Raw genomic sequence first — 26,392 nt, forward strand, 5'->3', positions numbered from 1 at the left:
TATGTAGTTTTGCGTATTGTGCCGTATGGCGTGCGCAGCGTACTCTTTCGGGCACATGACAACGCGGCGCAATCGTCCGCGGCGGGCTTTCTTGCCCAGCGCGGCACAGGCCGGGCTGGGCGCACCGCCTGCCGGGATGACTGGAATGACGTGTCGGGCTTCGCCCGCAGAACGTCGTGTCGACCGCAATGATCCGGTTTCGGGTTTCCATAAAGGAAGGGACATACTGATGAACAAGGTCTATCCAGGCGCCGCCGAGGCGCTGAAAGACATCGTCAAGGACGGGCAGACGTTCGCCGTCGGCGGCTTCGGGCTGTGCGGCATTCCGGAGGCGCTGATCGGCGCGCTGCGCGATTCGAACGTGCAGGGCATCACCTGCATCAGCAACAACGCGGGCGTCGACGGGTTCGGCCTCGGTCTGCTGCTCGAAACGCGCCAGGTCAAGAAGATGATTTCGTCGTACGTCGGCGAGAACAAGGAGTTCGAACGCCAGTATCTGGCCGGCGAACTCGAACTGGAATTCACGCCGCAAGGCACGCTCGCCGAGAAGCTGCGCGCGGGCGGCTCGGGCATTCCGGCATTCTTCACCAACACCGGCTACGGCACGCTGATCGCCGAGGGCAAGGAAACCCGCCAGTTCGGCGAGAACCACTATGTGCTCGAACATTCGCTGACAGCCGACGTCGCACTCGTCAAGGCATGGAAGGCCGACAAATCGGGCAACCTGATCTATCGCCGCACCGCGCGCAACTTCAACCCGATGTGCGCGATGGCCGGCAAGATCACTGTCGCGGAAGTGGAGGAGATCGTCGAGGTGGGTGAACTCGATCCGGACGCGATCCACACGCCCGGCATCTTCGTGCAGCGCATCGTGCTGAATGCGCATCCGGAAAAACGCATCGAACAACGCGTCGTCCGCGCGAAAGGAGCTTGATCATGGCATGGACTCGTGACGAAATGGCCGCGCGCGCGGCGAAGGAATTGCAGGACGGTTTCTACGTGAACCTCGGCATCGGTCTGCCGACGCTGGTGGCGAACCATGTACCGGCGGGCGTCGAAGTGTGGCTGCAGTCGGAGAACGGCCTGCTCGGCATCGGCCCGTCACCGACCGAAGAGGAAGTGGACGCCGACCTGATCAACGCGGGCAAGCAGACGGTGACCACGCTGCCGGGCTCGTCGATTTTCTCGTCGGCGGACTCGTTCGCGATGATTCGCGGCGGCCACATCAACCTCGCGATTCTCGGCGCGATGCAGATCAGCAAGAAAGGCGACCTGGCCAACTGGATGATCCCGGGCAAGATGATCAAGGGCATGGGCGGCGCGATGGATCTGGTCGCGGGCGTCAAGCGCGTGGTGGTGCTGATGGAGCACGTCGCGAAGGGCGACCAGCACAAGATTCTCGAAGAATGCACGCTGCCGCTGACCGGTGTGGGCGTGGTCGATCAGATCATCACGGACCTCGGCGTGATCGACGTAACGGAAGACGGTCTGAAGGTGACCGAACTGGCGCCGGGCGTGAGCATCGACGAAATCAAGGCGAAGACCGGTGCGCCGCTCGACGTGAGCGCGGTGAGCTGACGCTGATGAGGGTCGTCGACCGGCCGCCGGCGTGCAGAGCGGTGTAGTGCGGCGACGGCAACCATCACGCAGTTTCTTGAGCGGGCGAGACGCGAGTCTCGCCCGCTCTGTTTTGTGCCGCGCGTGTTCTTAGGCTGTCCTATACCATCCGGCCGATCCTTGCCGCGCGGCAAAGCGGTTTACAATCGTTTGAAGATTGAACGCCTGTCTCTGCCCCGCTGTGCTCGAGCCCGCGCCCGATTTGCAGCGCTTTCGCAAGGAACCCCGATGACCGCATCGACCTCCGCTTCCACCGCCGGGCAACCCGCTCCGCGCCAACGTTACGTGCAGTGCGCAAGCGCCGCTGGCTTGCACCGCGTCGCCTACACCGAATGGGGCGACCCGGACAATCCGCGTGTGCTGCTGTGCGTGCATGGCCTGACGCGCTCGGGGCGCGACTTCGACCGCGTCGCGGCTGAATTCGCGGGCACCTACCGCGTGGTCTGTCCGGATGTGGTCGGGCGGGGCTTGTCATCGTGGCTCGCGAACCCCAACCTGTATGGCATCCCGCAATACGTCGCCGACATGGTCACGCTGATCGCGCGGCTGAATGTCGAAACGGTCGACTGGTTCGGCACGTCGATGGGCGGCCTGATCGGACTCGGGCTCGCCGGCTTGCCGGACACGCCGATCCGCAAGCTACTGTTGAACGATGTCGGCCCGCATCTGGAGCCGGGCGCCGTGCAACGTATCGGCGACTACCTCGGCAAGCCCGCGCGTTTCGAAACGCTGCAGCAGGGCATCGACTACGCTGCATTGCTCGCGCAAACCTTCGGTCCGCTCACGCCGGACGAATGGCGGGAAATCAACACGCCGCTGCTGCACGAAAAGGACGGCGCGTGGCTGTTCCGTTATGACCCGCGTATCGCGCAGCCGTTTGCCGCGACCACCGAAGAAGCCGCGAAACTTGGCGAGGCCGCGCTGTGGCATTCGCTCGCGTCTTTCCCGGGGCCGGTGCTGGTGGTGCGCGGCGAGCAATCCGATCTGCTGTCGCGTGAAACCGTCGCGAAGATGGTGGCGAGTGGACGCGCGGTATCGAGCGCGGAGATCGCCGGCGTCGGGCATGCACCGGCGTTCCTCGCGGCCGATCAGATCGGGATCGCGAGACAGTTCTTTATCGGCCCCGCCGACGACGCGTCATAATAGCGGGTTCCGCGTGGCGTCTTTGATGGGCGTCATGCGGAGCGCATTCTGATCAACTTTCAACCCATTTCAGGATTCTTCATGGCAGTCATTCGTCATCACGTCGGCAAGCGCCTCTCGGAAACCGCCGTGCACAACGGCACCGTGTACCTCGCAGGCCAGATCGCCGAAGACGCGGATCAGGACATCACGGGGCAGACGCGCGAAGTGCTCGGCCACATCGACCGTCTGCTGGCCGAAGTGAACAGCGACAAGTCGCAACTGCTGTCGGTGCAGATCTACATTTCGGACATGGTGCATTTCGCCGGCATGAACGCGGTATGGGACGAGTGGGTCGCGCAAGGCAACACGCCGCCGCGCGCCACCGTCGAGGCCAAGCTCGCCAACCCGAAGTGCCTCGTCGAAATCGTCGTGGTCGCGGCTCAGCTCAGCTAGGCAACGCCCGTTCACCGTTGTTGAAATCCTGTTGATTCGTCTGGCCCGGCGGGCCGTCGCACCATGAATACCGAAATCGTTACGAGCACGCCTCACCCCATTCCTTCCTTCGACGAAGCGATGGCGTTCGTGCGCGAGCATGCGGGCGAGGTGCGGCTGTCGTCGGGCGAGTTGCTGGCGGATCATGCCGCGGGTACGGCGTCGATCATGCGCAAGCTCAACGTCGATCCGCCGGCGGTGCTGGCGGCGGCGCTGTTTGCGTTGACACCGCATCTGCGCGACCCGGAGCGCGTGATCGCCGACAACTTCGGCGAGGAAGTCGCGCAACTGGTCGGCGACGTGCGCAAGCTGCTGCGTCTCGGCACGGTCAGCTTGCGCGCCGCGCAGAACGCGATACCCGAAGCCGGGCGCGATGCGCAGGCCGCGCGCCGCGCGCAGGTCGAGGCGCTGCGCAAGATGCTGCTCGCGTTCGCGCAAGACATTCGCGTGGTGCTGATCCGGCTGGCGTCGCGGCTGCAATCGCTGAGGTATTACGCGGCGGCGAAGATCACGCCATCACCTGACGTGGCTCGCGAAACGCTCGATATCTACGCGCCGCTCGCCAACCGTCTCGGCATCTGGCAATTGAAGTGGGAACTCGAGGATCTCGCGTTCCGCTTCGAGGAACCGGTCACCTACAAGCGCATCGCGAAGCTGCTTGACGAGAAGCGCATCGAGCGCGAGAGCTATGTCGCGCAGGCCATCGAACGCCTGCAACAGGAGCTGGCCGCGGCGCATATCCGCGCGGAGGTCAGCGGCCGACCGAAGCACATCTACAGCATCTGGCGCAAGATGCGCGGCAAGGAGCTGGACTTTGCCGAGCTGTACGACGTGCGCGCGTTTCGCGTGATCGTGCCGGACATCAAGGATTGCTACACCGTGCTCGGCATCGTGCACAACCTGTGGCAACCGGTGCCGAGAGAGTTCGACGACTACATCTCGCGGCCCAAGCCGAATGGCTATAAGTCGCTGCACACGGTGGTGATCGGCGACGACGGCCGCGCGTTCGAAGTGCAGATCCGCACACAGGAAATGCATCAGTTCGCCGAGTACGGCGTGGCCGCGCACTGGCGCTACAAGGAGGCGGGTGCGCGCGGTTATGGCGGCCAATTCACCGCCAATGAGAAGTACGACGAGAAGATCGCGTGGCTGCGGCAACTGCTCGCGTGGAAAGACGAGGTGACCGAGGGCGAACACGGCGAGCAGCGCGCGGCGCAGCCGTGGGAGCAACTACGCCAGGCCACGCTCGACGACGACCACATCTACGTGCTGACGCCGCAAGCCCGTGTGATTCCGTTGCCGCACGGCGCGACGCCGGTCGATTTCGCGTATCACCTGCATAGCGAGCTGGGGCATCGCTGCCGCGGCGCGCGCGTCGACGGCGCGATGGTGCCGCTCAACACGCAGTTGCAGAACGGACAGACGGTCGAGATCGTCGCTGTGAAGGAAGGCGGCCCGTCGCGCGACTGGCTCAATCCGCAGCTCGGCTATCTGCATAGTCCGCGTGCGCGGCAGAAGGTGCGCGCATGGTTCAACGCGGTAGAGGTGCAGGAGCACATCGCGAGCGGCCGCGCGATGGTCGAAAAAACCTTGCAGCGCGAAGGCAAGACGTCGGTCAATCTCGATCAGTTGGCGGCCAAGCTCGGCTTCAAGACCACCGACGATCTGTTCTCCGTGGTCGGCAAGGAAGAGTTCAGTTTGCGGCTCGTTGAGCAGGCGTTGCACGATGCGCCGCCACCGGAGCCCGTCGTCGAGGCGCCCGAGCACTTCGAGAAACGCAGCAGCGGGGCAAGTGTCGCGCGCGGGGCATCCACCGGGGTGCTGGTGGTCGGCGTCGACGCGTTGCTCACGCAACTCGCGCGCTGCTGCCGGCCGGCGCCGCCCGACGACATCTGCGGTTTTGTCACGCGCGGCAAGGGCATGTCGATCCACCGCAGCGATTGCCCGACTTTCCAGCGGATGGCCGACCGTGCGCCAGAGCGGGTGTTGCAGACCGCGTGGTCGGCGGATGTGATGAGCGGGAGAGGCCAATCGGTCTATCCCGTCGATCTCAGCATCGAGGCCACGGACCGGCAGGGTTTGCTGCGCGATATTTCCGAAGTGTTCGCGCGTGAAAAGATGAATGTGATCGGCGTGAAGACGCAGACGCGCCGCAATGCCGCGTTCATGCAATTTACCGTCGAGGTGTCGAGTGCCGCGCAGATTCAGCGCGCGTGCACGCTGCTCGGCGAAGTGACGGGCGTGGTGCGTGCGTCACGCAAGAACTGACGCGGGCGCGATGGGGCGCGCGGGGCTCATGCCGCGCATCAGCTTTGCATTCACAGCACGCGCGTGGCAGCACGAACGGAAATTTAAAGTCGGTGCATAAAAGTACTTGCCAAGCGGTGTGGGGCTCCATATAATCTCGTTTCTTCAGGCTCGTAGCTCAGCTGGTTAGAGCACCACCTTGACATGGTGGGGGTCGTTGGTTCGAGTCCAATCGAGCCTACCAACGAAAGAGAAATTCCGGTTTTGCCGGGGTTTCGCAAACTGCAGCAAGCGCCCTTGGCGCAAAAGGCGAATACGGTTATGACACCGCGAACGTTGACCGAAGCCACTTCGGAGCGACGCTAGTCGAGGACCAATTTCGCCAATGTAGTTTGCAGGAAATGTGAATGCGGCCCCTCGAAAGTGGGGCCGCATTTTTTTTGGTTTTTTGACCTTGTTGTATGTGCCGCCGCCGGTCGGCACCACGGAGAACGCAATGGTTTCGATACGTCTGCCTGACGGTTCTGTTCGACAGTACGAGCATCCGGTGACCGTCGCCGAAGTGGCGGCCTCGATCGGCCCCGGCCTCGCGAAGGCCGCGCTTGGCGGCAAGATCGACGGTGAGCTGGTCGATACGTCCGCGCTGATCGATCACGACGTGGCGCTCGCCATCGTCACCGAAAAAGACGCAGACGGTCTCGATATCATCCGTCACTCGGCAGCGCACTTGCTCGCGTATGCGGTGAAGGATCTGTACCCGGAAGCGCAGGTCACGATCGGCCCAGTCATCGACAACGGTTTCTACTACGACTTCGCGTACAACCGTCCCTTCACGCCGGAAGATCTCGAAAAGATCGAAAAGCGCATGCAGGAACTCGCGAAGAAAGATGAGCCGGTCTCGCGCCGCGTGGTGTCGCGCGACGAAGCGGTGGACTACTTCAAGAGCATCGGCGAGAAGTACAAGGCCGAGATCATCGAATCGATTCCGTCCACCGACGAGATCAAGCTGTATTCCCACGGCGGCTTCACCGATCTGTGCCGCGGCCCGCACGTGCCGTCCACCGGCAAGCTGAAGGTCTTCAAGCTGATGAAGGTGGCAGGCGCATACTGGCGCGGCGATTCGAAGAACGAACAGCTGCAGCGCATCTACGGTACGGCCTGGACCAAAAAGGAAGACCAGGAAGCGTACCTGCACATGCTCGAAGAAGCGGAGAAGCGCGATCACCGCAAGCTCGGCAAGCAACTCGACCTGTTTCACATGCAGGACGAGTCGCCGGGCATGGTGTTCTGGCATCCGCGCGGCTGGACGCTGTGGCAGCAGGTCGAGCAGTACATGCGCCGTCGCGTGAACGATGCAGGCTACCTCGAAATCAAGACGCCGATGATCATGGACCGCTCGCTGTGGGAAGCGTCGGGCCACTGGCAGAACTATCGTGAAAACATGTTCACGACCGAATCGGAAAAGCGCGACTACGCGATCAAGCCGATGAACTGCCCGGGTCACGTGCAGGTCTTCAATCACGGTTTGCGGTCGTATCGCGATCTGCCGTTGCGTTACGCGGAGTTCGGTTCGTGCCACCGCAATGAGTCATCGGGCGCGCTGCATGGCCTGATGCGCGTGCGTGGTTTTGTTCAGGACGACGCGCATATTTTCTGTACCGAAGACCAGTTCATCAGCGAGTCGATCGCGTTCAACACGCTGGCGATGAGCGTCTACAAGGACTTCGGTTTCGACAACGTCGAGATCAAGCTGTCGCTGCGCCCGGACGCGCGCGCCGGCACGGATGAAACGTGGGATCGCGCCGAGCAGGGCCTGCGCGAGGCGCTGACGGCCTGCGGCGTGACGTGGGAAGAGCTGCCGGGGGAGGGCGCGTTCTACGGCCCGAAGGTCGAGTACCACATCAAGGACGCGCTCGGCCGCTCGTGGCAATGCGGCACGTTGCAGCTCGATATGGTGCTGCCGGAGCGCCTGGGCGCCGAATATGTCGCCGAGGACAATAGCCGCCGCCGCCCGATCATGCTGCACCGGGCAATCGTCGGATCGATGGAGCGTTTCCTCGGCATTCTGATCGAGCACCATGCGGGTGCGATGCCATCGTGGCTCGCGCCGATGCAGGTTGTCGTGATGAATATCGCGGAAAGTCAGGCCGAATATGCGCGGTCTCTAGCCCAATCGTTGCAAAAACAAGGGGTTAGAGTTGAGGCTGATTTGCGCAACGAGAAGATTAGCTATAAAATACGCGAGCACACGCTGGAAAAGGTGCCGTACCTGCTGGTGGTCGGCGACAAAGAGCGTGAAGCCCAAACGGTAGCCGTGCGTGCCCGTGGTGGTGTCGATCTTGGCGTGATGCCCCTCGATGCCTTCATTGAGCGTCTGCGCCAGGACGTGCAGTCGTTCAACTGAGCCACTTGGTAGGCCGGCTCGTTTTTTTAATTTTTAGAGGAAACGTAACATCGCTACTGATAAGTCTGCGCACCGCATCAACGGTGAAATTACGGCACCCGAGGTGCGTCTGGTCGGCGTCGAGAACGAACCGCTCGGCATCGTGAAGCTCGCTGATGCGTTCCGTATGTCGGAACAGCAAGATGTGGATCTGGTTGAAATCGCGCCGCAAGCGGTTCCGCCGGTCTGCCGCTTGATGGACTACGGCAAGTTCAAGTACTCGGAAGCGAAGAAACAGCACGAGGCGAAGCTCAAGCAGAAGGTCGTCCAGGTCAAGGAAGTCAAATTCCGCCCGGGTACCGACGACGGCGACTACAACGTCAAGCTGCGCAACCTCATCCGCTTCCTCGAAGACGGCGACAAGACGAAAATCACGTTACGTTTCCGTGGCCGCGAAATGGCTCACCAGGAAATCGGTATGCGCATGCTCGAGCGCCTGCGCACGGACCTCGACGAAGTCGGTCAGGTCGAGCAGATGCCGAAAATGGAAGGGCGCCAGATGATCATGGTGCTCGCTCCGAAGAAAAAGAAGTAAGCGGCTGGAGCGGCTGCGCGCCACGTGGTGCGTGCTCTGGGCGGTGAAAGTTTGAATGATGCTGTGTCGGGTATCCGGTGCGGTATCAGCAGGTTTCGGAATGGCGTGCGTGCAAGCGTGCGCTGCTTCCTGAAAAGCGGCCGCTGGCAGTACCGGCGGTCTGCATACCAAGTGGAATGGGTTTCGAAGGGCGGGTTATGGCCATCTGGCCGACCGCACACCCATATCCATCTAATAATGGAGTTGTCATGCCGAAGATGAAGACCAAGAAGAGTGCTGCAAAGCGCTTCGTGGTGCGTCCGGGCGGTACCGTCAAGCGCGGTCAGGCCTTCAAGCGCCACATTCTTACCAAGAAGACCACCAAGAACAAACGCCATTTGCGCGGTTCGACGGCAGTTCATGATTCCGATCTGAACTCCGTGCGCGCAATGCTGCCGTTCGCTTAACCCTTAACCGAAACTCATAGGAGCAAGACATGCCTCGAGTAAAACGTGGGGTTACCGCACGGGCCCGTCACAAGAAGATCATCAAGCTGGCCAAGGGTTACCGCGGCCGTCGCAATAACGTCTATCGCATCGCCAAGCAGGCGGTCATGCGCGCAGGCCAATACGCCTACCGCGATCGCCGCAACAAGAAGCGTGTGTTCCGTGCATTGTGGATCACGCGTATCAACGCGGCGGTGCGTCAGCACGACATGACGTACAGCGTGTTCATCAACGGCCTGAAGAAGGCTTCGATCGAACTCGACCGCAAGGTGCTGGCCGACATGGCTGTGTTCGACAAGGCTGCTTTTGCTGCGATCGTTCAGCAGGTGAAAGCCGCCGTTGCAGCCTGATTGCGCTTCTGGCAATTAAAACTGCGTGGTTCGTTGCAGCGAACATCCGGTAGTCTCGGTGACGCTGCAGCAAAAACGGGGCTCCTCACCGAGCCCCGTTTTTGTTGGTAGAACCAGTTTTGCTTCGATTGAACACTGACGTTGAAATGATGGGATCAATGGATCTGGACCAGATTGTCGCCGACGCGCAAAAAGCCTTCGCAGAAGCCTCCGACGTCACCACCCTCGAGAACGAGAAAGCGCGCTTTCTCGGCAAATCGGGTGCGTTGACCGAGCTGTTGAAGGGCCTTGGCAAACTCGATCCCGAAACGCGCAAGACCGAAGGCGCACGGATCAACCTCGTCAAGCAACAAGTGGAAGCCGCGTTGACGGCCCGCCGTCAGGCGCTGGCCGACGCGTTGCTGAATCAGCGCCTCGCCGCTGAAGCCATCGACGTCACGCTGCCCGGCCGCGGCACTGGAGCAGGCAGCCTGCACCCGGTGATGCGCACATGGGAGCGCGTCGAACAGATTTTCCGTACGATCGGATTCGACGTGGCCGACGGCCCCGAGATCGAAACCGACTGGTACAACTTCACCTCGTTGAACAGCCCGGAAAACCATCCGGCGCGTTCGATGCAGGACACCTTCTACGTCGACGGCAAGGATGCCGACGGCCGTCAACTGCTGTTGCGCACGCACACGAGCCCGATGCAGGTGCGCTACGCGCGCACCAACACGCCGCCGATCAAGGTCATCGTGCCGGGCCGCACGTATCGCGTGGACAGCGACGCGACGCACTCGCCGATGTTCAACCAGGTCGAAGGCCTGTGGATCGACGAGAACATCAGCTTTGCGGACCTGAAGGGCGTCTACACCGACTTCCTGAAGAAATTCTTCGAGCGCGACGATATTCAGGTGCGCTTCCGTCCGTCGTATTTCCCGTTCACCGAACCGTCGGCCGAGATCGACATGCTGTTCGAAACGGGCAAGAACGCCGGCAAGTGGCTCGAAATTTCGGGTTCGGGCCAGGTTCACCCGACGGTGATCCGCAACATGGGCCTCGACCCGGAGCGCTACATCGGCTTCGCTTTCGGCAGCGGGCTCGAACGCCTGACGATGTTGCGTTACGGCGTGCAAGACCTGCGTCTGTTCTTCGAAAACGACCTGCGTTTCCTGCGTCAATTCGCCTGAACCGGCGCGTACGAACGCGACAAGCATAGAGCGCGGCATCGCACCTCGTGCGTGCCGCCAGCGTCCCCGGCGGGGCGTTGCGAGTGAACCGAATACGAATCCCGAGTCACGCGAAGCCACTGCCGGACGTGGACCTAACCTGATCAGAACGTACACAGAACCATGCAATTCCCGGAATCCTGGCTGAGAACCTTTGTCGATCCGCACCTGACGACCGACGAACTGTCGCACGCGTTGACGATGGCCGGTCTCGAAGTCGAAGACCTGCGGCCGGCCGCGCCGCCGACCTCGAAGATCGTCGTCGGCCAGGTGCTGGAAGTCGTCAAGCACCCGGACGCGGACAAGCTCAACGTGTGTCAGGTCGACGCCGGCACGGGCGCGACGTTGAACATCGTGTGCGGCGCGCCGAACGTGACGCCGGGCATCAAGGTGCCGGTCGCGCTGGTCGGCGCGCAACTGCCGCCGGCCGAAGAGGGCGGCGCGCCGTTCGCGATCAAGCTGTCGAAGCTGCGCGGCGTGCAGAGTGAGGGCATGCTGTGCTCCGCTCGCGAGCTGAAGCTGTCGGAAGATCATAGCGGCCTGCTGATCCTGCCGGAAGCGGCGCCGATCGGTCAGGACATCCGCGAAACGCTGAACCTTGACGACACCGTTTTCGAAATCAAGCTGACGCCGAACAAGGCGGACTGCCTGTCGGTGTTCGGCGTGGCGCGCGAGACATCGGCGATTACCGGTGCGCCGTTGCGCCCGCTGGACATCAAGCCGACGCAAGTTAAGCTCAACGAAACGCTGCCCGTGAAAATCTCCGCGCCCGATCTGTGCGGCCGCTTCTCGGGCCGCGTGATTCGCGGCGTGAACGCCCGCGCGAAGTCGCCACAGTGGATGGTCGAGCGGCTCGAGCGTTCGGGTCAGCGCAGCATTTCCGCGCTCGTCGATATCTCGAACTATGTGATGCTCGAACTGGGCCGTCCGTCGCACGTGTTCGACCTCGACAAGATCCACGGCGGCATGGACGTGCGTTGGGGCCGCAAGGGCGAAACGCTCAAGCTGCTGAACGGCAACACCGTCGAGCTCGATGAAACCGTGGGCGTGATCGCCGATGAGCAGCACATCGAAAGCCTCGCGGGCATCATGGGCGGCGACAGCACGGCCGTCACGCTCGACACCACCAACATCTATCTCGAAGCCGCGTTCTGGTGGCCCGACAGCATTCGCGGCCGCTCGCGCAAGTACAACTTCTCGACCGATGCGGGCCATCGCTTCGAGCGCGGTGTCGACTATGCGACTACCGTCGATCACATCGAACGCATCACGCAGTTGATCCTCGACATCTGCGGCGGCGAGGCCGGTCCGGTCGACGATCAGATCGTCAACGTGCCGAAGCGCGAGCCGGTGAAGATGCGCGTGTCGCGCGCGAACCGCATTATCGGCGTGAAGGTCGACGCGGAGGAAATCGCGCAGATCTTCACGCGCCTCGGCCTCTCGTTCGAGCGCGATGGCGACACCTTCGCGGTGATGCCGCCGTCGTACCGCTTCGATATCGAAATCGAAGAAGACCTGATCGAAGAAGTCGCGCGCATCTACGGCTTCGAAAAGATTCCGGCGCGTCCGCCGGTCGCAACGAGCGAAATGCTCGCGACCAACGAAACGCAGCGCTCGATCCACGTGATTCGTCACGCGCTGGCCGCGCGCGATTACGCGGAAACGGTGAACTTCAGTTTCGTCGACGCCGAGTGGGAACAGGATTTCGCCGGCAACGACAAACCGGTTCGTCTGCTCAATCCGATTGCGAGCCAGTTGTCGGTGATGCGCACGACGCTGTTCGGCAGCCTGATCAACGTGTTGCGCACGAACCTGAATCGCCGCGCGGCGGACCGTGTGCGTGTGTTCGAAGCGGGCCGCGTGTTCCTGCACGATCCGTCGATCAAGGCCGGCGAGCTGACGGTCGAAGGCTTCGCGCAGCCGAAGATGATCGGCGCGCTAGCCTACGGTCCCGCGCTCGACGAGCAGTGGGGCGCACCGACGCGCACGGTCGACTACTTCGACATGAAGGGCGATCTGGAGGCGCTGCTCGCGCCGGCGGTTGCGCGGTTCGTGAAAGCGGAACATCCGGCGTTGCATCCGGGACGCAGTGCGCGTGTCGAAGTTAATGGCCGCGCAGTGGGTTGGATTGGCGAATTGCATCCGCGCTGGATGCAGAAATACGATTTGCCGCATGCGCCGATTCTGTTTGAAATTGAAGCTGAAGCATTAATGCAGCGCGTATTGCCCACTCCGGCGGAAGTATCTAAATTCCCGCCGGTGCGTCGCGATATCGCCGTGGTCGTCGATCAGAAAATCGAGGTCCAGGCGCTGCTCGACGAGCTTCAGAAAGCCCAGTCCGAACCCGCTTGCAAGAGCGTCCAGAAGGTTGCGCTTTTCGATGAATTCCGTCCAAAATCAAACACTTCCGGTGGTCTGGCCGCTCACGAGAAAAGCCTTGCGTTCCGTGTGACCTTGCAAGATACTGGCGGAACCCTTCAGGATGAAACGGTCGATCTGGCCATTCAAACTCTGGTGGAACGTCTGGCTCGAGTATATGGCGCACGGTTGCGCGGATAACCCGCATTTAACAATTGCACGGCTGTTTCCGCATCCTTTGTTTTTTGCTTGGCGCGCCATTTGATAGATATGAATGAAATGAACTCGAGTGATTTCGAAGCCCTTCTTACGGCGCAACGCAGCGCCATGATTCGCGATATTCCGACATCACCCGCCGTCGTTTCTACTGAAACGCCGACGCTTACCAAGGCGGAGCTTGCCGAGTTGCTGTTCGACAATGTCGGGCTCAACAAGCGGGAAGCGAAAGACATGGTCGAAGCGTTTTTCGAGGTGATCCGCGATGCGCTGGAGAGTGGCGACAGCGTGAAGCTGTCGGGGTTCGGCAACTTTCAGTTGCGTGACAAGCCCCAGCGTCCCGGCAGAAACCCGAAGACCGGCGAGGCGATTCCAATCGCCGCGCGTCGCGTTGTGACGTTTCATGCAAGTCAAAAGCTGAAAGCGCTGGTCGAGAACGGCGCTGAAGCGAGCTTCGCGCGCTGATCGACTGGCGCACTCCTGCGCAACCCACTACGACGGCTAACTGACGATGACAGCGACGATCGAAAAAGTCGTCTTGCCTCCGATTCCGGCGAAGCGCTACTTCACGATCGGTGAGGTCAGCGAGCTATGCGGCGTGAAACCGCATGTGTTGCGTTACTGGGAGCAGGAGTTCACGCAGTTGAGGCCGGTCAAGCGGCGCGGCAATCGTCGCTACTATCAGCATCACGAGGTGCTGTTGATCCGGCGGATTCGCGAGTTGCTGTACGAGCAGGGCTTCACGATCAATGGTGCGCGCAACCGGCTCGATTCGCATGGCGGCGGCGCGCATGGTGGTCCGGGTGCAGCGGGCGAGGAAGGCGAGGGCGCAGCCGCTGCGGAGCAGGTCCCTACGCAGGCGACAGCCGCGGTGGACGTCGAGCAGTTGCGCAAGGAATTGCTGCACGTCATCGATTTGTTGAATCATTAGGTCGCTTTGTTCGTACGAAGCGGTTCTAATCGAATGAAGTGTCTGTTATAATTTTGTGCTGTTCGGGGCGTAGCGCAGCCTGGTAGCGTACCTGCATGGGGTGCAGGTGGTCGGAGGTTCAAATCCTCTCGCCCCGACCAAAGAAATCAAGGCCTCACAAGCAATGCTTGTGAGGCCTTTTTCGTTTTCGTCGCTAGCAAATCGCTGGCAAAGCCGCGCATACCACGCGCGGCCTTCACAGATCCTCAAGCGGTCTTCACCCAGCCCCCAGCGCCACGAACCTCTCCAGATGATGATCCTCATCCCCAAGCTGATGATCGATCATTACAAGGCGCTTCGCATAGTGAGCGAGCGGCAGTTCCCACGTCATGCCGATTCCGCCATGCAGCTGAATACATTCCTCCGCAACCAGCGCGCCGATCCTGCCGATGCTGTACTTCGCCGCCGATACTGCCCGCTCACGCACCCGCCGCTCGCCATCGAGCGCCGCGGCCGCATTGATCACCGCTGAGCGCGCCTGTTCGATTTCAAGCAGCAGATCGGCCATCCGATGCTGCAAAGCCTGGAAGCTGCCGATCGGCACGCCGAACTGCTTGCGCGTGCGCAGATACTCGAGCGTGTGATCTTTCGCGACATCCATCGCGCCGACCGCTTCCGCACACAACGCGAGCACGCCGCAGCCAATCGCATATTCGAGCGTCGCGAAGCCTTCGCCCGCGACGCCGAGCACGGCATCATCGCCGAGCGCGACGTTGTCGAACGTGACTTCGGCCGCGCGTCCGCCGTCGATCTTCCGATAGCCGCGCACGTTCACGCCCGCTGCGTCGCGAGGCACGAGAAAGAGGGTGAGGCCTTCTTCCGCGTCGTCGGCGCCGCTCGTGCGCGCCGACACGAGAAACACGGAAGCATGCTCGCCATGCTGGACAACCGCTTTCGCGCCGTTCAGTTGCCACGCGGCGTTGCCGCTGTCACTGTCGCCATTGCCACGTTGCGCACGCGTCGTCACACGCGCGAGTTCGTAGTGCGAATCCGGTTCTCCATGCGCCAGTGCGACGATCCGCGACCCATCGATTAACTCACTGAGCGCGGCTTGCTGCGTATCGTTGCCGCTGCGAGCAATGGCCCGCCCGACGATCAGCGCATCGAGAAACGGCTCGACCACGAGACCACGGCCGAGGCTCTCGAACACGACGGCGATATCGAAACCGCCGCCGCCGAACCCGCCGTGCGCTTCATCGAACAATGCGCCGATAATGCCAAGCTCCGCAAAGCGCCCCCACAGTTCCGTGCTAAAACCTTGGTCCGAGCGCGCGATCCGATCGCGCGTCTCGAAGCCGTATTGCTCGCTGACAAACCGGTTCAGCGTATCCGCCAGCATGCGGCGGTCTTCGGTGTGCTGGAAATTCATGACGTGCGCCTCTTACAGTCCCAGGATCATTTTGGAAATGATGTTTTTCTGGATTTCGTTCGAGCCGCCGAAGATCGACAGCTTGCGATTGTTGAAGTAAAGCGAAGCGGCGCTCGCGGCTTCATCGGGGCCGACCGGTAGGTCATCGAAACCGTCGTGCAGCGCTTCCTCGACGAACGGCTGTGCATACGCGCCCATCGCGCGGCGCGTCAGCGACGAGATTTCCTGGCGAATCTCGGTGCCGCGAATCTTCAGCATCGAACTCTCGGCGCCCGGCACGCCACCGCCCGCCACTGCCGCGATCACGCGCAGGTTGGTGGTCTTCATGTTCTCCAGGTCGATCTCGACGCGCGCCATGCGCGCCGCGAACGCGGGGTCCCGCGCCAGCGGCTTGCCGTTGCGCAGTTGCTTCGCGGCAATCTTGCGCAGCCGGTTGAACGCGGCCACAGAAAAACCGACGCCCGCGATATTCGTGCGCTCATACGTGAGCAGATACTTCGCGTAGGTCCAGCCCTTGTTCTCTTCGCCGACGAGATTCGCCACCGGCACACGCACGTCGGTGAAGAACACTTCGTTGACTTCGTGCTCGCCGTCGAGCGTGATGATCGGGCGCACGTCGACGCCCGGTGTATTCATGTCGATCAGCAGGAAGCTGATGCCTTCCTGCTTGCGCACGTCGGTCGCGGTGCGCACGAGGCAGAAGATCATGTTCGCGTAGTGGCCGAGCGTGGTCCACGTCTTCTGGCCATTGACGATGTAATGCTCGCCTTGCGCATCCGAACCGCGCACGGCAGTCGTTTTCACTGACGCCAGATCGGAGCCCGCGCCCGGCTCCGAGTAGCCCTGACACCACCAGTCGGAGCCGTCGAGAATACGCGGCAGCCAATACCGCTTCTGCGATTCGCTGCCGTATTTGATCAGCACCGGCCCGAGCATGTTGACGCCGAACGGCACCACGCGCGGCGCGCCGGCCAGCGCGCATTCGTTTTCGAAGATGAACTTCTGCACCGCGTTCCAGCCGGGACCGCTGTACTCCTTCGGCCAGTGATTCGCCAGCCAGCCTTGCGCATGCAGAATCGCGTGCCATTCGGCCATGTCGTCGCGCGTGAGGCGGCGCCCGCCGTGCACCTTGTCCGCGAGTCTTCGTGGAAGCCGGTCGCGCAGGAAAGCCTGCACGTCGGCGCGGAAGGCTTCCTCGTCAGGGGTGAAGTTCAGATCCATAGCGGGTTATTCCGTAGAGATTGAGAGGTCGTGTCAGGCGGTCTGATTCAGGCTCGCGAAATCGGCGCCGCGTTCCACGAGGTCGATCAGCAACGGCGACGCTTGCCAGAACAGCGGGTCTTCTTTCGCGAACTCGCGGATGTCGGCGAGAATTTTTGGCAGGCCGACCCTGTCCGCGTATTTCATCGGACCGCCGCGATAACGCGGAAATCCATAGCCATACAGGAAGGTCACATCGACATCCAGCGGCCGCAGCGCGATGCCTTCGTGCACGACGTTCGCGCCTTCGTTGATCATCGCAGCCATGTAGCGGCGCACGATCTCCTCGTCGGTGAAAGTGCGCGGCGTGATGCCGGCGCGCTCGCGTTCGGCGTCGATGATCGCTTCGACTTCCGGATCGGGCGTGCCACTGCGCGATCCTTCGGGGTACAGATAAAATCCGCGTCCAGTCTTCTGGCCGAACCAGCCGCGTTCGCACAGGCGGTCGGCGATCTGCACGTAGCGCGCGGCGGGGTTGCGGGTGGCCGCGCGTCGCTTGCGCGTGGCCCAGCCGATGTCGCCGCCCGCGAGGTCGACCACCTGGAACGGACCCATCGGAAAACCGAAGGCCCGCACCGCCGCGTCGATCTGGTAGGGCGACGCGCCGTCTTCCATCATCGCGTCGGCGGCGCTGCGATACACAGCGAGCACGCGGTTGCCAATGAAGCCGTCGCACACGCCCGCGCGCACCGGCGTCTTGCGCAGCTTCTTCGCGAGTTCGAACGCGGTGGCGACCACGTCCGCGCTGACCTGCTTCGGCACGACCACTTCGAGCAGCTTCATGATGTTGGCGGGCGAGAAGAAGTGCAGGCCGATCACGTCGGCGGGACGCGAGATGCTGGCGGCAATCGCGTCGATGTCGAGATACGACGTGTTGGTCGCGAGCACCGCACCGGCTTTGCAGACGCGATCCAGTTCGGCGAACACGGCCTTCTTCACCGCGAGGTCTTCGAACACGGCTTCGATCACGAGGTCTGCTTGAGCGAGCGCGTCGTACGACGTGCTGCCGTTCCAGCGCGTCATGATCTCGGCTTTCTTTTCCGCGCTCAACCGGCCTTTGGCAATCAGTCCATCGTAGACCTTTTCGATGTGCGCGCGCCCACGTGCAAGCGACCCGTCGTCGCGTTCGACCATCGTCACCGGCAGCCCCGCGTCGAGCACCGCGACCGCGATGCCCGCGCCCATCGTGCCGCCGCCCACCACACCGATGCTGTTGAGCGCGCGCGGTTTCGCGTTGCGCGTCTCGGGCGCCTTCAGCACCTCGCGCTCGGCAAAGAACGCGTGAATCAGGCCGGCACGCTGCGGGCTGTCGATACATTGCAGGAACAGTTTGCGTTCGAGTCGCAGGCCGTCGTCGAAAGGCTGTTCGGTCGCGGCTTCTACGGCCTCGACGATTTTCAGCGGCGAGAACAGGCCGCGCGACTTCTTCGTGGTGTCCGCGCGCGCCGTCGCGACGGCGGCAAGACCCGCGGCGCGATCGGCGAGCGCTGCGGCGTCGCGCGTGCGGCGCACCGGCGCGTGCGCGGCCAGCAGTTCGTGCGTGTACGCGAGCCCTTCCGCGAGGACATCGCCGCTGTTGCCGAGCCGGTCGACCAGACCCAGCGCCAACGCCTCCTTCGCGCCGGCGTGCCGGCCGCTGAGGATCAGATCGAGCGCGGCGGCCGCACCGATCAGACGCGGCGTGCGCTGCGTGCCGCCCGCGCCCGGCAGCAGCCCGAGTTGCACCTCGGGCAACCCGAGTTTCGCGCCGTCGACCGCGAGCCGGTAGTGCGCGGCGAGCGCCACTTCCAGACCGCCGCCGAGCGCCGCGCCATGAATCGCGGCGACGACCGGCTTCGTGCACGCCTCGATGCGGTTGCACACGTCCGGCAGCGACGGCGGCGCCGGTGGTTTGCCGAATTCGCGAATATCCGCTCCGGCGATGAAATTGCGCCCCGCGCCGACGATGAGCACGGCTTCGACGGCCTTGTCGGCGTCGGCGGCTTCGATAGCGGCGAGCAGGCCGCGCCGCACGTCGGCGGACAGCGCGTTGACCGGCGGATGGTCGAGGGTGACGAGCAGCACCTTGCCGCGCAGTTCGCGCGTGACAGTGGCGGCGTCGGCCGAAGGGGTGAGGGTCATGGTGTCGTCTCCTGGGTCGGCCGGGGGTGGCGCTTCAGCGCCTTTCCGGCCCCATGCAAGTTGATGGCTCACTGTTCTGGCGGCAGGCCGGACAAGCCGGGTCTGGCGAAGTGTCCTGATTGTGAAGCGGTCAAGGTTTGTTGACAATTCCATGGGCGATTGACAGACTGTCAAGGTTATTTTGACAAAGGCGCGGCGATGGACGTCAATTCCCTGACTTTGCTCGTCGACATCCTTGATGCCGGCAATCTGAGCGAAGCCGCGCGCCGGCTTAAGATGAGCCGCGCGAACGTGAGCTACCACCTGAATCAACTGGAGCGTTCGATCGGGCTGCAACTGGTTCGACGCACCACGCGCCGGGTCGAGGCGACCGAAATCGGTCTGCAGCTTTACGAGCACGGCCGCACGATCCAGAACGCGCTGCTCGCGGCGCGCGAGTCGGTCGCAACGCTCGGCCAGAGCCTGCAGGGGCGTGTGCGGCTCAGCGTGCCGAGCGGCTACGGTCAACTCGTGATGTCGGACTGGCTGATCGCGTTCAAGCGGCTGTATCCCGGCATCGTGCTGGATGTGATGTTCGAAAACCGCGTCGAGGACCTGATGCGCGACGAAGTCGACATCGCGGTGCGGGTGATGTCGGAGCCGCCGCAAAACCTGGTGGCGCGCGACATGGGACCGGTGAGTTACGTCGCGTGTGCATCGCCGGCTTTTGCGCAGACGCATGGGATGCCCGCGAGACTCGACGATCTGCGCACCGCGCCGCTGATCACGGCGGCCGTGGTCGGCCGGCAGTTACGCGTCGCCGCCTATCTGCGCGACGAGCGGCACGAAGTGCTGCTGGAGCCGGCGATCATCTCCGAAAACTTTCTGTTTCTGCGGCAGGCGGTGCTCGCGGGGCTGGGCGTAGGGCTCGTGCCCGACTATGTGGTGCAGGACGACCTGAAGCGCGGCGACGTCGTGACCGCGCTCGATGAATGGCGCCTGAGCATCTTCGGCACACACATGTACATGCTGTATATGCCGAACCGGCATCACACGCGCGCGGCCGCGACTTTTATCGAATTCGTTTTGCAGCAGGCGCAGGGAAGTGGGCGCGGCGTGGCGGCGTGAGAATGGGCGCGTCGTTGGACGCGCGGCACTGCGAATGGCCAACAGGCACGCGACGAGTTTTCGCGCAGCGCGTGCGCCGCTTGTCGCTCACACGCCGAGTCTGCGCCCGATCGCCGTCCTCACCATCGGGACACCGATCTGCAACAGCTTGCGCACGCCTTCGTCGAGTCCGACCTTCTGCACGGTGTTGTCGATCATCGTCTGCATCACGCTGGTTGGGTAGAACTCGCGGAACAGGCTGTTCGCGCCGGTTCGCGCGAACACCTGATGCAGGAACGAACCGGCGGGCGGCCCGATCCGTTTGAAGAGCCCCATCTTGACGACGCGATTGTTCCAGAGATGCAGTGCGTAGGAGTCCGTGCAAAGCGCCGAGCATTCGTCCAGGTACTTCGGCAGAAATACCTTGTAGTAGTCGTCGAAATGCACCGGGTAGAACAGGCTTTCGGGCAGACCAGCCTTCATGCCGTAGATCGCCGTCAACAGACGCGGGCCGGTGTCGCCCCAGCTGAGGTTGGTCTTTTTCATCGCCTCGACCCGTTGGATCACGTCGTGCAGACGCGCGTCGTCGGGATCGAGGCGCAGCAGCGCATTACAGATGCTGGTGCCGCTCTCCCTGCCGATCAGATTGGGCGGCGCGTTGAGATCGAAATCGCGCAGCAGCAACATGTCGGTGTCGATCCATATCTCGTCGGTCTTCGTGAACATCACGAAGCGGAAGTAATCGGTGAAATGCGCGATCGACGGCACGCCATGAATCGGGAAGTCGTTCAGCGCGTCGGGCGGCAGAATCGCGCTGGCGTCTTTCGCGGCCACGCCGGTGGGCAGATTCCGGATCGGCTCGTAACTGTACAGCGCCACTTCGCTACCGAAAGCCGTGAATGAATTCAGGCACGCCACCTCATAGGGCGAGAGTTCGGGACCATGCCAGAACGACGCAAACCTTGCTTTACTCATAAGGTATCCGGGAGTAACCGCTGAAGATGAGATTGGCGCCGTGCGCGACGAGCGAGTGCCGCTCCTGGCACAGCTACTTCCCCGGATACTAGGCGAACAGATTGGCCGTCACGCATAAAAGGCCGTAATCACACACGAGTTGGCGCAAAACGCTGAGGTGGCTGGCGTCTTGCAGGAAATCGGACAGCGCTCGGCACGCGCTGCGCGAGAAATGCGACGGTCTCCCAGGCGACGCCGCGGCGCTATTTCGACACCGCCGCCTCGAAGCGCTTCACCGCGCCGACGATATCGCCGCGCAGTTGCTGGAGCGCGGCGCGCCGCGTATCCGGCGGCACGAGACCTTGCCACAGCAGGCCGGCAAGCGACGCGGCGGTGGCTTCGATATCGACGGCTTTCTCTTTGCGCACGGCGTCCCATAGCACGTGTTCCATCGGCCCGTAGACGGCGGAGCGCAACAGGCCGAGCGGCATGTCGGCACGCACGTCGCCATTCGCGACGCCTTCGGCGAGCACGCTCATCATCGGCGCGGTATAGCGGCGCTGCAATTCGACGATCACGTCGCCGAACTTGTCGTCCTTCTCGCGTCCTTCGGAGAGAATCAGCGCGCACAGTCCAGTGCCGTCGACGGTCAACCGGTACAGATGCGTGCGCACCAGGTACGTGAATTTGCTGCGCGTACCGGCGATCAGCGGCAATTCGTTTTCGACCTGCGCGATGATCTCGTCATACCAGGTGACGAGCACGCGCACGCACAGATCGCGTTTGCTCGCGAAGTAAGTGAAGATCGTCGCCTCGGAGACGCCGACGCGCCGCGCGATTTCCGTCATGGTGGCGCAAGCGTAGCCGACTTCGGAAAACACGAGCCGGGCCGTTTCAAGGATTGCCTTGAGACGCTGCTCGGAGCGCGCCTGCACGGGCACGCGGCGGGAGACGGAGGATGTGGTCATCGAGACAATGGCTGCGGCGGATGGAAAGGGCGGATAAATTGAGTTTAGCTCAATCTCTGTTCCAGTAACCATTCGCGAAAATAGCGTTTGCAAATTACGTTGCTATATTGGTTCACTCATAACTTGAGTTACACTCAATTTTTTCAAAGCCGCAGCAAGCAAGTGATGGAGACACCCCACATGCCTACCGCTTCGCAACACACCTCATCGCCGCCCACTTCGTCGAAGGGCTACCGCTCGGTCTTTCGGGAGGGCCTCTTCGACGGCCAGGTGATCGTCGTCACCGGTGCGGGCAGCGGGCTGGGCCGGTGCACGGCGCACGAACTCGCGTCGTTAGGGGCGAGGCTGGCGCTGATCGGCCGCAGCGAAGACAAGCTGAGAGCCGTGCAGGCGGAGTTGGCCGCGGACCATGAGCAAGTCGCCGGCGGCCATCGAATCTACTCATGCGACATCCGCAACGAGCAGCAGGTCTGCGAAACGATTGCATCGATCATCACGGAGCTGGGCCGCGTCGACGGTCTTTTCAATTGTGCCGGTGGTCAGTTTCCAGCCAGGCTGGAAAACATTTCGTTGAACGGGTGGGACGCGGTCGTGCGCAACAATCTGCACGGCACTTTCCTGATGTCCCGCGAGTGCTACACGCAATGGATGCAGCATCACGGCGGCACGATCGTCAACATGCTCGCCGACATCTGGGGCGGCATGCCCGGCATGGGCCACTCGGGCGCAGCGCGCGCGGGCGTCTGGAACTTCACGGAGACCGCCGCGTGCGAGTGGGGTCACGCGGGCGTCCGGGTCAACGCGGTCGCGCCGGGCTGGATCGCGTCCGCCGGCATGGACAGCTATCACGAAGACTACCAGGCCCTACTGCGCACGCTGAAGCACAAGGTCCCACTGCAACGCTTCGGCACCGAATCCGAACTCGCCAGCGCCGCCGTGTTCCTGCTCTCCGAGGCGTCGGCGTTCATCAATGGTACGGTGATCCGCGTCGATGGCGGCGTGCCGAACGCGCGACATTCGTGGCCGTTGCCCGACGCGGAGCGTACGATCGAATACAACGGTTTTCCGCGCTATCAACCGCCAGCCGGTTTGCGGGACGAGGCTGCGCCGAAGGCCGCGACGTAGGCGGGCAAGCGACGACATCCCGCCACGCACCGAGAGCAAACGGACAGCGACGCGACGGCGCCCCCAGGCGACACGAAGGAGACACGATGAACCTCGAAGGCCAGACCTACGACTCGCTAGCGGCGAATTTCGCCTGGCGTATTCCGGCGCGCTACAACATGGGTGTTGATGTCTGCGATAAATGGGCCGACGGCTCGGGCCGTCTCGCGCTGATTTATGAAGACCCCGACGGCCACGCCACGCGCTACACGTTCGACGAACTGAAGAGCCTGTCCGACCGCTTCGCGAACGCATTGCAGTCGAGTGGCGCGCAACGCGGCGACCGCATCGGCATCTTCCTGTCGCAATCGATCGAAACGGCCATCGCGCATCTCGCCGCGTACAAGGCGGGCATGGTGGCCGTGCCGCTGTTTGCGCTGTTCGGCGTCGACGCGATCGAACATCGCCTCGGCGACAGCGGCGCGGTGGCGTTGATCACCGATCACGCGGGCGTGCAGAAAGTCGAGGAAATCCGCGCGGCGTTGCCGGATTTGCGCAGCGTTTTCAGCGTCGATATCGACGAGGATCACGCGGACCCGCGCGCGCCCGTGCGTTCGTTCTGGCAGGCTCTGAAAAACGCGTCCGCTGACTTCACGCCGCTCGACACCGCTGCCGACGATCCCGCGGTCATCATCTACACGTCGGGCACGACCGGCAAACCGAAGGGCGCGTTGCACGGGCACCGTGTGCTGCTCGGCCACTTGCCGGGCGTCGAGATTTCGCAGCAGGGCTTTCCCGCGAACGCGACGCTGATGTGGACGCCCGCCGACTGGGCGTGGATCGGCGGACTGTTCGACGTGCTGCTGCCGTCGTGGCATCACGGCGTCGCGGTGCTTGCGCGTCGTTTTGCGAAATTCGACGGCGAGGCCGCGTTCGATCTGATGGCGCGTCATGCGGTTTCGCATACGTTTCTGCCGCCGACCGCGTTGAAGATGATGCGCGGCGTCGAGCGGCCTGAGCGTTGGAGCCTCGCGCTGCGTTCGGTGGCGAGCGGCGGCGAATCGCTTGGCGAGGAATTGATCGGCTGGGGCCGCCAGGCGCTCGGCGTGACGATCAACGAGTTCTATGGGCAGACCGAGTGCAACGTCGTGGTGTCGTCGTGCGCGGCGCTGTTCGAACCGCGCTTCGGCGCGATTGGCCGCGCGGTGCCGGGGCACCACGTCGCGATCGTCGATGCGCACGGCAACGAACTGCCGCCGGGCGCCATCGGCGATATCGCGGTGGCCGCGCCCGATCCGGTGATGTTCCTCGGCTACTGGCGTAACGAGCCCGCGACGCGAGAGAAGTTTCGCGGCAAGTTTCTGCTGACCGGCGACCTCGGCACGCGCGACGCGGACGGCTTCATCCGTTTCGTCGGCCGTGGCGACGACGTGATCACGAGCGCGGGCTACCGGATCGGACCCGCGTCGATCGAAGATTCACTGCTGCGCCATCCGGCGGTTTCGATGGCGGCCGTGATCGGCGCACCGGATCGCGAGCGCACCGAGATCGTGATGGCGTTCGTGGTGCTGAAGCCTGGCTTTATCGGCGACGCGGCGCTAGTGCGCGAGATTCAGCAGCATGTCAAAACGCGCCTCGCCGCGCATGAATATCCGCGCGAGATCCGCTTCGTCGAAAGCCTGCCGATGACCGCGACCGGCAAGGTGATCCGCAAGGCACTGCGTGCGGGACTAACGCAGGACGCGGACGATCCCGCCGCTAAAACCTGAATATCGATGACTCAAGACTTACGCAAATCCTCGACCCGAACCGCGAGAACGCTCAGGACGTCAGGCCCGAGGACAACCGCCGCCGCACTCGACGACACCGACCGCAAGTTGCTCGCGCTGCTCGCCGAAGACGCCACCCGCACTTACGCGGAACTCGGCAAGCTGCTGTTTCTGTCGGCGCCCGCGGTCCACGAGCGCGCGAGGCGTTTGAAGAAAGAAGGCGTGATCAAAGGCACCGTCGCCGCACTCGATGCGGCCAAACTGGATCGGCCGTTACTCGCGTTCGTGCACGTCGATACGACGAGTTGGGCGGTCACGCGGCAATTGCTTGCGCTCGAAGAACTATCGGACGTCGAGGAGATTCACACTGTGACGGGCGAGAGCGCGATGCTGCTGAAAGTACGCACGCGCGACACGCAGTCGCTCGAACAACTGCTCGCGCGCATTCACGCGATAGAGGGCTTCACCGGCACGCGCAGTTATATCGCGCTGACCACGTATCTGGAACGCGGACCGAGCCCTGACCTGTAGCGAGCCGCGCGTCCTTGGCACGCCGCGCGACGGCGCGAGCGTGTCGCTCACGCATGCAGCGCAAGACCCTTGACCGCCTTGTCGACCGCTTTCCTCGGCCCGCGCACCGCGAGTCCGACGAGATCGGGCGTGTCGGCGGGCTCCGCGCGAAACGCCTCGCGATTCGCTGCGTCGTGGCCGGTCGAGAACATCGCGCGCACATACACCGCGCGCGTCAACTCGCGTTCGATGCCTTGCCGGAACGCACGCAGCAAACCCGCGTTATCGGCCTGATACACCATCATCGGCTGACCGAGCAGGCGCGCGTGATGGCGCCCGGCTGCGTCCTCATATGGCTCGCCGAGTGCCTCCGGCGCCGCGCCCGCGATGCCCGTGGCGAGAAACGCGGTCACATTGAGTTTTTGCCAGACGGCGAGATCGTCCAGCACGATGATCGCGACTTTCGTATCGAATTCCATCACGCACTACGCTCCATGTTCGAAAGGGTTTCACCAGTCGAATCTTATGGAAATTCGGCGCGCGTAGGGATGGGCGCGCGGTAAAAACGAATGGGCTTCGGCGAACGCGCGTTTGCGTCGCGTCCTTGTCGGTTTTTGCCTAATGGGGTTAGGCGTAGGTCCGCTTCATCGAAGCCGCGTGCTGCGATGCAACCTGGCCCGGCCGCGCGTCCATCGCCGCTCGCATGCGGACGAAGCGCGTGGCGAGCGACGCGGAAGCCAGAGCCAAAGCCGATCCGGCGGTGCGCCGCTCGCATGCTACGATGCTTCGCTTAATGCGTATGCAAGCGATCGGAGACATAGATGCGTCCGGAGAGTGCCGCCCGTTTCGACGAAGAGTTCGCGCCTCGCATCGCCGAGGCAATCGCCGCCTGTTTCGCCACGACCGTGCATACCGAAGTGCTGCCGTACGGCGGCCCTCGGCACCCCACGCGCGTGCGGATTCATGCGGCGCCGCTCGCGGATCTCGGCCACTACGCGCATCCGTTGAATCTGTACCTGACGTGGGACAGCGACGAGATCGAAAGACTGATGGACGCGCAAGGACCGACGCGCTTCGCCAACTATCTCGCCGCGCTGCCGCGCAAGCTGAGCGCGTGGACCCACGCGCGCGAACTGGATTTTCTGTCGCACACGCAGGGTGAGCCGGTGGCGTTGATCGGCGGGCTCGACTTCGAATCGTGA

The 26,392-nt window shown here is 62.9% G+C and carries 24 protein-coding genes and 2 tRNA genes; 20 read left to right on the forward strand and 6 right to left on the reverse strand.

Translation table 11 applies throughout. The annotated features are described in order from the left end of the window. Nucleotides 1–229 precede the first annotated feature (229 nt). The 15 genes from BGI01S_RS03740 to BGI01S_RS03810 all read left to right on the forward strand — a co-directional run bounded on the left by BGI01S_RS03740 (nucleotide 230) and on the right by BGI01S_RS03810 (nucleotide 14,150). Nucleotides 230–934, forward strand: coding sequence for a CoA transferase subunit A (locus BGI01S_RS03740; protein ID WP_042322353.1), 705 nt, complete (start codon nucleotides 230–232; stop codon nucleotides 932–934). Nucleotides 935–936: 2 nt separating this feature from the next. Beyond that, nucleotides 937–1,578, forward strand: a complete 642-nt coding sequence (locus tag BGI01S_RS03745; protein WP_042322356.1) for a CoA transferase subunit B — start codon at nucleotides 937–939, stop codon at nucleotides 1,576–1,578. Between the two features lie 267 nt (nucleotides 1,579–1,845). Beyond that, the gene (locus BGI01S_RS03750; protein WP_042322358.1) at nucleotides 1,846–2,760 is read left to right on the forward strand and encodes an alpha/beta fold hydrolase; all 915 of its coding nucleotides are present in this window, start codon (nucleotides 1,846–1,848) and stop codon (nucleotides 2,758–2,760) included. Nucleotides 2,761–2,841: 81 nt separating this feature from the next. After that, on the forward strand, nucleotides 2,842–3,195 hold the full coding sequence (locus tag BGI01S_RS03755) for a RidA family protein (protein ID WP_042322361.1): 354 nt from the start codon (nucleotides 2,842–2,844) through the stop codon (nucleotides 3,193–3,195). Nucleotides 3,196–3,258: 63 nt separating this feature from the next. Continuing rightward, nucleotides 3,259–5,502 carry a RelA/SpoT family protein gene (locus BGI01S_RS03760; RefSeq protein ID WP_042322364.1) on the forward strand — a complete coding sequence of 748 codons (2,244 nt, stop codon included), beginning with the start codon at nucleotides 3,259–3,261 and terminating at the stop codon, nucleotides 5,500–5,502. 146 nt (nucleotides 5,503–5,648) lie between these two features. Continuing rightward, nucleotides 5,649–5,725: transfer RNA gene (locus BGI01S_RS03765), tRNA-Val, on the forward strand. A 252-nt stretch (nucleotides 5,726–5,977) separates the two neighbouring features. Further along, nucleotides 5,978–7,885, forward strand: coding sequence for a threonine--tRNA ligase (gene thrS / locus BGI01S_RS03770; protein ID WP_042322366.1), 1,908 nt, complete (start codon nucleotides 5,978–5,980; stop codon nucleotides 7,883–7,885). A 49-nt stretch (nucleotides 7,886–7,934) separates the two neighbouring features. Next, on the forward strand, nucleotides 7,935–8,459 hold the full coding sequence (infC, locus tag BGI01S_RS03775; RefSeq protein WP_084585254.1) for a translation initiation factor IF-3: 525 nt from the start codon (nucleotides 7,935–7,937) through the stop codon (nucleotides 8,457–8,459). Nucleotides 8,460–8,707: 248 nt separating this feature from the next. Further along, nucleotides 8,708–8,905: a 50S ribosomal protein L35 gene (gene rpmI, locus BGI01S_RS03780; RefSeq protein ID WP_006052501.1), complete on the forward strand. Its 198-nt coding sequence runs from the start codon at nucleotides 8,708–8,710 to the stop codon at nucleotides 8,903–8,905. A 29-nt stretch (nucleotides 8,906–8,934) separates the two neighbouring features. After that, nucleotides 8,935–9,294 carry a 50S ribosomal protein L20 gene (gene rplT, locus BGI01S_RS03785; RefSeq protein ID WP_006052502.1) on the forward strand — a complete coding sequence of 120 codons (360 nt, stop codon included), beginning with the start codon at nucleotides 8,935–8,937 and terminating at the stop codon, nucleotides 9,292–9,294. 158 nt (nucleotides 9,295–9,452) lie between these two features. Further along, entirely contained in the window at nucleotides 9,453–10,466 is a 1,014-nt protein-coding gene (pheS, locus tag BGI01S_RS03790) for a phenylalanine--tRNA ligase subunit alpha (protein WP_042322369.1), read from the forward strand. A gap of 162 nt (nucleotides 10,467–10,628) precedes the next feature. Beyond that, a complete protein-coding gene (gene pheT / locus BGI01S_RS03795) occupies nucleotides 10,629–13,064 on the forward strand; it encodes a phenylalanine--tRNA ligase subunit beta (protein WP_042322370.1) in 2,436 nt (811 codons plus the stop codon). Nucleotides 13,065–13,133: 69 nt separating this feature from the next. Beyond that, nucleotides 13,134–13,544 carry an integration host factor subunit alpha gene (locus tag BGI01S_RS03800; protein ID WP_075301562.1) on the forward strand — a complete coding sequence of 137 codons (411 nt, stop codon included), beginning with the start codon at nucleotides 13,134–13,136 and terminating at the stop codon, nucleotides 13,542–13,544. Nucleotides 13,545–13,590: 46 nt separating this feature from the next. Then, nucleotides 13,591–14,010 (forward strand): MerR family transcriptional regulator, encoded by a 420-nt coding sequence (locus BGI01S_RS03805; RefSeq protein WP_042322374.1) that lies wholly within the window; start codon nucleotides 13,591–13,593, stop codon nucleotides 14,008–14,010. A 63-nt stretch (nucleotides 14,011–14,073) separates the two neighbouring features. Then, nucleotides 14,074–14,150 (forward strand) — tRNA-Pro (locus BGI01S_RS03810). A gap of 116 nt (nucleotides 14,151–14,266) precedes the next feature. Here BGI01S_RS03810 and BGI01S_RS03815 read toward each other — a convergent pair. The 3 genes from BGI01S_RS03815 to BGI01S_RS03825 are packed head-to-tail and all read right to left on the reverse strand — an operon-like array spanning nucleotide 14,267 to nucleotide 18,799. Continuing rightward, nucleotides 14,267–15,418, reverse strand: coding sequence for an acyl-CoA dehydrogenase family protein (locus tag BGI01S_RS03815; RefSeq protein WP_042322376.1), 1,152 nt, complete (start codon nucleotides 15,416–15,418; stop codon nucleotides 14,267–14,269). Nucleotides 15,419–15,430: 12 nt separating this feature from the next. After that, nucleotides 15,431–16,639: an acyl-CoA dehydrogenase family protein gene (locus BGI01S_RS03820; RefSeq protein WP_042322377.1), complete on the reverse strand. Its 1,209-nt coding sequence runs from the start codon at nucleotides 16,637–16,639 to the stop codon at nucleotides 15,431–15,433. 33 nt (nucleotides 16,640–16,672) lie between these two features. Next, nucleotides 16,673–18,799: a 3-hydroxyacyl-CoA dehydrogenase NAD-binding domain-containing protein gene (locus BGI01S_RS03825; protein ID WP_042322380.1), complete on the reverse strand. Its 2,127-nt coding sequence runs from the start codon at nucleotides 18,797–18,799 to the stop codon at nucleotides 16,673–16,675. A gap of 198 nt (nucleotides 18,800–18,997) precedes the next feature. Between BGI01S_RS03825 and BGI01S_RS03830 the strand changes: the two genes are divergently transcribed. After that, nucleotides 18,998–19,906 (forward strand): LysR family transcriptional regulator, encoded by a 909-nt coding sequence (locus BGI01S_RS03830; RefSeq protein WP_042322383.1) that lies wholly within the window; start codon nucleotides 18,998–19,000, stop codon nucleotides 19,904–19,906. Between the two features lie 87 nt (nucleotides 19,907–19,993). On the opposite strand, the gene BGI01S_RS03835 is transcribed toward BGI01S_RS03830, so the two are convergent. Next, a complete protein-coding gene (locus tag BGI01S_RS03835; protein WP_042322386.1) occupies nucleotides 19,994–20,860 on the reverse strand; it encodes a hypothetical protein in 867 nt (288 codons plus the stop codon). 242 nt (nucleotides 20,861–21,102) lie between these two features. After that, nucleotides 21,103–21,807 (reverse strand): TetR/AcrR family transcriptional regulator, encoded by a 705-nt coding sequence (locus tag BGI01S_RS03840; protein WP_042322388.1) that lies wholly within the window; start codon nucleotides 21,805–21,807, stop codon nucleotides 21,103–21,105. Nucleotides 21,808–21,987: 180 nt separating this feature from the next. On the opposite strand from BGI01S_RS03840, the gene BGI01S_RS03845 reads away from it, so the two are divergent. The 3 genes from BGI01S_RS03845 to BGI01S_RS03855 all read left to right on the forward strand — a co-directional run bounded on the left by BGI01S_RS03845 (nucleotide 21,988) and on the right by BGI01S_RS03855 (nucleotide 25,211). Continuing rightward, the gene (locus BGI01S_RS03845) at nucleotides 21,988–22,932 is read left to right on the forward strand and encodes an SDR family oxidoreductase (RefSeq protein ID WP_042322390.1); all 945 of its coding nucleotides are present in this window, start codon (nucleotides 21,988–21,990) and stop codon (nucleotides 22,930–22,932) included. An 86-nt stretch (nucleotides 22,933–23,018) separates the two neighbouring features. Further along, on the forward strand, nucleotides 23,019–24,680 hold the full coding sequence (locus BGI01S_RS03850; protein WP_042322391.1) for an acyl-CoA synthetase: 1,662 nt from the start codon (nucleotides 23,019–23,021) through the stop codon (nucleotides 24,678–24,680). 6 nt (nucleotides 24,681–24,686) lie between these two features. Beyond that, a complete protein-coding gene (locus BGI01S_RS03855; protein ID WP_042322393.1) occupies nucleotides 24,687–25,211 on the forward strand; it encodes an Lrp/AsnC family transcriptional regulator in 525 nt (174 codons plus the stop codon). A 47-nt stretch (nucleotides 25,212–25,258) separates the two neighbouring features. Here the strand turns inward: BGI01S_RS03855 and BGI01S_RS03860 are convergent, their stop codons facing one another. Beyond that, the gene (locus tag BGI01S_RS03860) at nucleotides 25,259–25,669 is read right to left on the reverse strand and encodes a DUF2000 domain-containing protein (protein WP_042322395.1); all 411 of its coding nucleotides are present in this window, start codon (nucleotides 25,667–25,669) and stop codon (nucleotides 25,259–25,261) included. A 342-nt stretch (nucleotides 25,670–26,011) separates the two neighbouring features. Here BGI01S_RS03860 and BGI01S_RS03870 point away from each other — a divergent pair, with 342 nt between their 5' ends. Continuing rightward, the gene (locus BGI01S_RS03870; RefSeq protein ID WP_042322400.1) at nucleotides 26,012–26,392 is read left to right on the forward strand and encodes a DUF5594 family protein; all 381 of its coding nucleotides are present in this window, start codon (nucleotides 26,012–26,014) and stop codon (nucleotides 26,390–26,392) included.

This window comes from Paraburkholderia ginsengisoli NBRC 100965 (assembly GCF_000739735.1).
Classification (GTDB): Bacteria; Pseudomonadota; Gammaproteobacteria; order Burkholderiales; family Burkholderiaceae; genus Paraburkholderia; species Paraburkholderia ginsengisoli.

Bases quoted from the DNA above. Each gene is read 5' to 3' on its own strand.
- BGI01S_RS03740 (WP_042322353.1), top strand. From the start codon at position 230: ATGAACAAGGTCTATCCAGGCGCCGCCGAGGCGCTGAAAGACATCGTC.
- BGI01S_RS03745 (WP_042322356.1), top strand. From the start codon at position 937: ATGGCATGGACTCGTGACGAAATGGCCGCGCGCGCGGCGAAGGAATTG.
- BGI01S_RS03750 (WP_042322358.1), top strand. From the start codon at position 1,846: ATGACCGCATCGACCTCCGCTTCCACCGCCGGGCAACCCGCTCCGCGC.
- BGI01S_RS03755 (WP_042322361.1), top strand. From the start codon at position 2,842: ATGGCAGTCATTCGTCATCACGTCGGCAAGCGCCTCTCGGAAACCGCC.
- BGI01S_RS03760 (WP_042322364.1), top strand. From the start codon at position 3,259: ATGAATACCGAAATCGTTACGAGCACGCCTCACCCCATTCCTTCCTTC.
- thrS (WP_042322366.1), top strand. From the start codon at position 5,978: ATGGTTTCGATACGTCTGCCTGACGGTTCTGTTCGACAGTACGAGCAT.
- rpmI (WP_006052501.1), top strand. From the start codon at position 8,708: ATGCCGAAGATGAAGACCAAGAAGAGTGCTGCAAAGCGCTTCGTGGTG.
- rplT (WP_006052502.1), top strand. From the start codon at position 8,935: ATGCCTCGAGTAAAACGTGGGGTTACCGCACGGGCCCGTCACAAGAAG.
- pheS (WP_042322369.1), top strand. From the start codon at position 9,453: ATGGATCTGGACCAGATTGTCGCCGACGCGCAAAAAGCCTTCGCAGAA.
- pheT (WP_042322370.1), top strand. From the start codon at position 10,629: ATGCAATTCCCGGAATCCTGGCTGAGAACCTTTGTCGATCCGCACCTG.
- BGI01S_RS03800 (WP_075301562.1), top strand. From the start codon at position 13,134: ATGAATGAAATGAACTCGAGTGATTTCGAAGCCCTTCTTACGGCGCAA.
- BGI01S_RS03805 (WP_042322374.1), top strand. From the start codon at position 13,591: ATGACAGCGACGATCGAAAAAGTCGTCTTGCCTCCGATTCCGGCGAAG.
- BGI01S_RS03815 (WP_042322376.1), bottom strand. From the start codon at position 15,418: ATGAATTTCCAGCACACCGAAGACCGCCGCATGCTGGCGGATACGCTG.
- BGI01S_RS03820 (WP_042322377.1), bottom strand. From the start codon at position 16,639: ATGGATCTGAACTTCACCCCTGACGAGGAAGCCTTCCGCGCCGACGTG.
- BGI01S_RS03825 (WP_042322380.1), bottom strand. From the start codon at position 18,799: ATGACCCTCACCCCTTCGGCCGACGCCGCCACTGTCACGCGCGAACTG.
- BGI01S_RS03830 (WP_042322383.1), top strand. From the start codon at position 18,998: ATGGACGTCAATTCCCTGACTTTGCTCGTCGACATCCTTGATGCCGGC.
- BGI01S_RS03835 (WP_042322386.1), bottom strand. From the start codon at position 20,860: ATGAGTAAAGCAAGGTTTGCGTCGTTCTGGCATGGTCCCGAACTCTCG.
- BGI01S_RS03840 (WP_042322388.1), bottom strand. From the start codon at position 21,807: ATGACCACATCCTCCGTCTCCCGCCGCGTGCCCGTGCAGGCGCGCTCC.
- BGI01S_RS03845 (WP_042322390.1), top strand. From the start codon at position 21,988: ATGCCTACCGCTTCGCAACACACCTCATCGCCGCCCACTTCGTCGAAG.
- BGI01S_RS03850 (WP_042322391.1), top strand. From the start codon at position 23,019: ATGAACCTCGAAGGCCAGACCTACGACTCGCTAGCGGCGAATTTCGCC.
- BGI01S_RS03855 (WP_042322393.1), top strand. From the start codon at position 24,687: ATGACTCAAGACTTACGCAAATCCTCGACCCGAACCGCGAGAACGCTC.
- BGI01S_RS03860 (WP_042322395.1), bottom strand. From the start codon at position 25,669: ATGGAATTCGATACGAAAGTCGCGATCATCGTGCTGGACGATCTCGCC.
- BGI01S_RS03870 (WP_042322400.1), top strand. From the start codon at position 26,012: ATGCGTCCGGAGAGTGCCGCCCGTTTCGACGAAGAGTTCGCGCCTCGC.